5 protein-coding genes are annotated in these 5,657 nt (G+C 62.0%); all 5 read left to right on the forward strand.

What is annotated here, in order from left to right; genetic code table 11:
- Positions 1-364, forward strand: a 364-nt coding sequence (locus ACFSUD_RS19300; RefSeq protein ID WP_386376133.1) for a CBS domain-containing protein, incomplete at its 5' end; no start/stop codon positions are given.
- Positions 365-581: 217 nt separating this feature from the next.
- Complete coding sequence (locus ACFSUD_RS19305; protein ID WP_386376134.1) at positions 582-2,066, forward strand: phosphomannomutase/phosphoglucomutase; 1,485 nt, start codon at positions 582-584, stop codon at positions 2,064-2,066.
- Positions 2,067-2,117: 51 nt separating this feature from the next.
- On the forward strand, positions 2,118-3,251 hold the full coding sequence (locus ACFSUD_RS19310; protein ID WP_386376135.1) for a glycosyltransferase: 1,134 nt from the start codon (positions 2,118-2,120) through the stop codon (positions 3,249-3,251).
- Positions 3,248-3,427 carry a hypothetical protein gene (locus ACFSUD_RS19315; RefSeq protein ID WP_386376136.1) on the forward strand — a complete coding sequence of 60 codons (180 nt, stop codon included), beginning with the start codon at positions 3,248-3,250 and terminating at the stop codon, positions 3,425-3,427. Before ACFSUD_RS19310 ends, ACFSUD_RS19315 begins: the two co-directional genes overlap by 4 nt.
- Positions 3,421-5,319 carry a glycosyltransferase family 2 protein gene (locus ACFSUD_RS19320; RefSeq protein WP_386376137.1) on the forward strand — a complete coding sequence of 633 codons (1,899 nt, stop codon included), beginning with the start codon at positions 3,421-3,423 and terminating at the stop codon, positions 5,317-5,319. Before ACFSUD_RS19315 ends, ACFSUD_RS19320 begins: the two co-directional genes overlap by 7 nt.
- Positions 5,320-5,657 lie beyond the last annotated feature (338 nt).

Below are 5,657 nucleotides of genomic sequence, written 5' to 3' on the forward strand. Positions count from 1 at the left end.
GGTCGGCGAGCTGATGCATGGCGGCGACGCGATCCCGGTGATCCCGAGCGACGCGCCGATGAGCGAGGTGCTGCTGGCAATGACCTCCAAGGGCTTCGGGCTCGGCGTGCTGGTCGAGGACGGCCGGATCAGCGGGGTGATCACCGACGGCGATTTGCGGCGCAACATGGACGGGCTGATGGCGCGCCGTGCCGGGGAGATCGCCAACCCGGACCCGGTCACCGTGACCGCCGATTGCCTGGCACCCGAGGCGCTGGCGATCCTCAATGCGCGCAAGGTCAGCGTGTTGTTGGTGGCAGATGACGAGAACCGGCCGGTAGGGGTGCTGCATATCCACGATCTGCTGCGGGCGGGGGTGGTTTAGGGGGAAGATCCTTCTGCCGATCCGGTAATTCACATTATGTAAATGCTTCTGGCTGACCGACGGAATGAAGGACGCTGTCCTTCAAACTCCCTGAGGTATTTAGGGCCAGAAGAAGCCTTGTTTCTTTTGGCTTGGTCTCGTTACGCGATCCGCGCGCAGTTGAACCGCCCTCCCAATCCCTTTATCACGAAGTGACCCTCAGTTCAGGATATTTTCAATGATGAAACCGCTTGCCGAAGTCACCCCCAACACTTGGGAATTCCTGCGTGATGCAATGATCGCGCCCACGGGTTTCCGCGAATATGATGCGCGCTGGCAATATCCCGAAGGCATCAACCTGCCCGGCATCACCGCCCTTGGCCTTGGTCTCGGCACCCAGATGCAGCGCCGCGGCATCGAGCCGGTGATCGCGGTGGGCAATGATTACCGGGATTATTCCCTGTCGATCAAGAATGCGCTGATCCTCGGGCTGATGCAGGCCGGGATCCACGTCAAGGACATCGGCCCCTGCCTGTCGCCGATGGCCTATTTCGCGCAGTTCCATCTCGATGCGCCCGCTGTCGCCATGGTCACCGCCAGCCATAACCCGAACGGCTGGACCGGGGTGAAGATGGGGTTCGAGCGCCCGCTTACCCATGGGCCCGAGGAGATGGCCGAGCTGCGCGACATCGTGCTCAACGGCGAGGGCGAGGCGCGGCCCGGCGGCGCTTATGAATTCGTCGACGGGGTGCGCGAGGCCTATCTCGATGATCTGGTCGGCGATTTCAAAATGTCGCGGCCGCTGAAAGTGGTCTGCGCCACCGGCAATGGCACGGCGTCGGCCTTTGCGCCGGAACTCTTCGCGCGCATGGGTGTCGAGGTGGTGGCGAGCCATAATGAGCTCGACTACACCTTTCCGCATTACAACCCGAACCCCGAGGCCATGGAAATGCTGCATGATATGAGCGCCTCGGTGAAAGCCTCGGGCGCCAATTTCGCGCTGGGGTTTGACGGCGATGGCGACCGTTGCGGCGTGGTCGATGACGAGGGCGAGGAGATCTTTGCCGACAAGGTCGGGGTGATCATGGCCCGCGACCTCTCGGCGATCTATCCCGACAGCATTTTCGTGGCGGATGTGAAATCGACCGGGCTCTTTGCCTCGGACCCGGTGCTGCAGGAGAACGGCGCCAAGGCCGATTACTGGAAGACCGGCCATTCGCACATGAAACGCCGGGTCAAGGAGCTCGGCGCGCTGGCGGGGTTCGAGAAATCCGGCCATTACTTCCTCGCCGAGCCGGTGGGTCGGGGGTATGATTGCGGCATGCGGGTGGCGGTCGAGATCTGCAAGCTGATGGACCGGCATCCGGACAAATCCATGTCCGACCTGCGCCGCGCCCTGCCCCATACCTATGCCACGCCGACCATGTCGCCCTATGCCGCAGATGAGGAAAAATACGATATTCTCGCGCGGATCGTGGCCAAGCTCGAGGGCGTGAAGGAGCTCGGCGGCCGCGCGGTGGCAGAGGTGGTCACGGTCAACGGCGCGCGGGTGATCCTCGACAATGGCAGCTGGGGACTGGTGCGGGCCTCCTCCAACACGCCGAACCTGGTGGTGGTCTGCGAAAGCGCCGAGAGCGAGGCGGAGCGGCGCGCGATCTTTGCGGATCTGGACAGGGTGATCCGCAGCGAGCCGGGGGTGGGGGAATATGATCAGGTGTTTTGAGGTAGGCGGGGGCGTATCGGGTCTTGCGGGAACTCGGATACAGATCACGTAATGGCTGATATTCCCGACACAGCGATAACGGAACAGCTTGTCGAATTGTTGCATCATCCTCTGATGGACCCGCAAGGGGCACCTGATTTGGAGGTGCAGTTGCGATCCTGCTTGCAGATGCTGAACGCTGCGCCCGCGTCGGCCTCTGGATCGGCGGGAATGGAGCGCTTATTTGGCCTGCTGCTCAGCCGCCTTCGACAGGACAAAGTGAGGCAACTCGGTCAGCTCCAGAAAGCTCAGTTTACTGCCCAGCATTACCGGAGCCAAGCGATGCCTCGGCACCCGAGCCTCGGCTGGAAGAGGAGAATCCAGGAAATTTTTGCCGCCAGACACGCTGTCCCGCCGTTGTCCCTGGCCGATCTGGCTGCTTCCGACGCTCCCTGTTTCAGCGACGAACTGCCCAGCGCATTTCGCGATGCATTGCTTGAGCGGGCCTGCGCCAGTGTCAGCGTCATCATGCCAAGCTGGAATCGCGCCCATGTTATCAGCCAGGCGGTTGGCTCCGCGCTTCTGCAATCGCTGGCGGCGCGGGAAGTCATTGTGATCGACGACGGCAGCGCCGATGGGACGGTTGCGTTGCTACAGGAAAAGTTTGCCGATGCAATTGAGCAGGACCGCTTGGTCATTCTCTCCCAGCCCCGTGCCGGGGTCAGTCATGCCCGTAACGCGGGGCTTGAGCGCGCCCGGGGGGATGTGATCGCCTATCTGGACAGTGACAATACCTGGGAGCCCGATCACCTCTTGGTGGCTTGCGCGGCCTTGCAGATGTCAGGCAGCGAAGGCTGCGCTTATACTGCTCTGTGCCGTCACAACCTCAGCGCGGGATGGAGCGATATTCTCTATAGCCGCTACGACAGGCTCGCCCTAGAACAGGAAAATTACGTAGATCTGAACAGTTTCGTGCATCATCGCGGGCTTTACGAACGATATGGTGGATTTGACCCAGAACTGACCCGTCTGGTGGATTGGGATCTGATCCTGCGCTATACGGCGCAGAGAGCCCCCGCAACCCTGCCGGTGCTCACGGGGCATTACTTCATCGAAGAGAGCATGTTGCAGAACATTACCCTGACCGAGGCCGCCGAGCCCAATATCGCGCGGATTCGTCAAAAGCTTGCTGTGGCAGGCGCATGAGCGATCTCGCCCTTCCAGGTGCCGTGGATCGGGCGGAGCGGCAGATCGAGGAACTCACTGCCCAGAACCGCCAGCTCATCGCCCAGGTCGAGGCGTTGAGAACCCGGTTACAGGAATACAGGGAGGAAATCACGACTTTGACGCGGCTGCTGGAGCAAAGCGATGGCTCATGTTGAGCCCCGAGGATACGCTGCTGCTGCAGCGATCGGGCCTTTTCGACGCGGATTGGTACCTCGACCGTTATCCTGATGTCCTGCACTGCGGAACAGATCCGCTGCGGCATTATCTAAGGGTCGGCGTGACGCTGCTGCGAGATCCGGGGCCGCGGTTCTCCGGACGGCATTATCTGCTACGCTATCCGGATGTGGCCCAAGCGGGTCTGCACCCGCTGCTGCATTATCTGCATTCCGGCCAAGCCGAAGGCCGTTTGCCCTATCCGATGGCCGTGAAACCCAGCCGCTGCACCGCCGCCGCCCGCCTCTCGCATTATCGCAGCCTTCTGGAAACCGGCGGACTGAGCGCGACACCGCTCGCCGCATTGGAGGCGGCGGCCGAGAATGAAACCGATCCAGGGAGCGCGGCGGGGGCCTGCGAAATCCTGGCCTTCTGGGCACTGTATCACAATGAATTCGAGTTGGCCCTGCAGTGGCTGACTAGGTTGACGGCGCGAGGCGGGCGAGACGAGATCCCAGGCAGGCTTGCGCCGGTATATCTGGTGGCTCTCGAAGCGGTCGGCAAGGCGGATCAGGCTTGGAGACTCTATCAAGACTTACCGGAAAGCCGGGATCTGCATCTGGCCGCGACCCGATGCGCGCCCACCCCCGGTGCCCGTCTAGACTGCTTGAACCAAGCGCTGGCCCTAGCCGGGGCCGGTCCGCTGCGGCAGATCCCGGGGCCGGGGCCACTGCTGGATCGGCTGCGGGGGCCGGATGCGGATCCGGGCAGGGGCAGCATCGGTGAGGAGGGGCCCTTGGTCAGCGTGTTGATGGCGGCCCATAATGCCGCTGATACCATCCTTACCGCCCTAGATGGCTTGTGCTGCCAGAACTGGCAAAATCTAGAAATCCTTGTAATCGACGATGCCAGTCGCGACGCTACCGCTATGCGGGTACGCGCGGCGATGCGGCGCGATTCCCGTATCCGGCTCATCGCCCTGGAACGGAACCGTGGGGCCTATGCGGCCCGCAATATCGGATTGCAAGAAGCGCAGGGCGACTTCATTACTCTGCATGATGCTGATGATTGGTCGCATCCCGATCGCATTTTGGTGCAGATGCGTTTTTTGCTGCGCGAACGCGGATTTGCGGGCTGCATGACGCAGCAAACCCGGGTCCACGAGGATCTGCGGGTCAGCCGGTGGAGTGGTTCCGGCAACCTGGTTTTCGAGAACCTTTCGTCGTTGATGCTGCCGCGGACTCTGCTGCAAGACTGCCTTGGACGTTGGGACGAGGTGCGGGTGTCCGCCGACAGCGAATTGTTGCGCCGGGTACGCTGTCTCTTTGGTGCCCAGGCCGTGCCGCTTCTGGACAAGGGGCCTTTGACGCTGACCCGGGACCACGCCTGCAATGCCACCGTCGATGATGCCACTGGAATGGGCTGGTTCTACTACGGGGCGCGGCGTGAATATTACGAAGCTCAAATTGCGCATCACCGCCGCGCCCGCTCCCTGTGCTATAGCGCTGACCGGCCACGTCCCTTCGCGATTCCGAAGGCTTTGGATCCGACGACGGCACCCGCCCAGATGCAGCGCTATGACCGGATCTATGTCGGGCTCCTGCAGGCTATGGATCCGGGGACTCGGACATTGTTGCGATGGCTCGATGAAGACCGGGTCCTCGGCCGCCGCTGCGGGCTGGTGCCGCTCTATACTGCCGATTTGCCACCGGGAGGAGGCTTGGCGATCCATCCACGCCTGCGCGAAAGAATAGACGGCGCAGCAGTGAGCGTGCTGTGCTACGGCGAGCGGGCCGATTGCGTCGATTTCCGCCGCCTGCCGGGGCAGGCGATCGAAGAAACACCCCGCTACCTACCGCAAATATGGCGGAACGGCGAGAGAATCCTGATGTGAGGCGACGCATGTGGAATAACCGCCTAGTGTTCTGAGTCTGACATTTCCTACCTGTTTTCCTGCTGCCGATCCAGCGCGCCCAGTGCGCGGCGTTCGCAGGCAAGGATGTCTTCTGCGCTCTTTGTCCACCTGAAGGGCTTGGACGTTTCTTTGTGCTGCGCGAGATAGTCATGGATCGCGGCCTCCAGGTCGACGACGCTGGAATAGCTGCCGCGTCAGATGCGCCTTGATATGATCTCGGCAAAGAAACGCTCAACGAGGTTTAGACCCCATGATCGCCGTGTGAGCTGACTGGCTCGGCGGCCTCTCCCGCGGCATTCTCCGTTCGAGGGTTGCGT

The organism is Sulfitobacter aestuarii (assembly GCF_042685005.1).
Taxonomy (GTDB): domain Bacteria; phylum Pseudomonadota; class Alphaproteobacteria; order Rhodobacterales; family Rhodobacteraceae; genus Sulfitobacter; species Sulfitobacter aestuarii.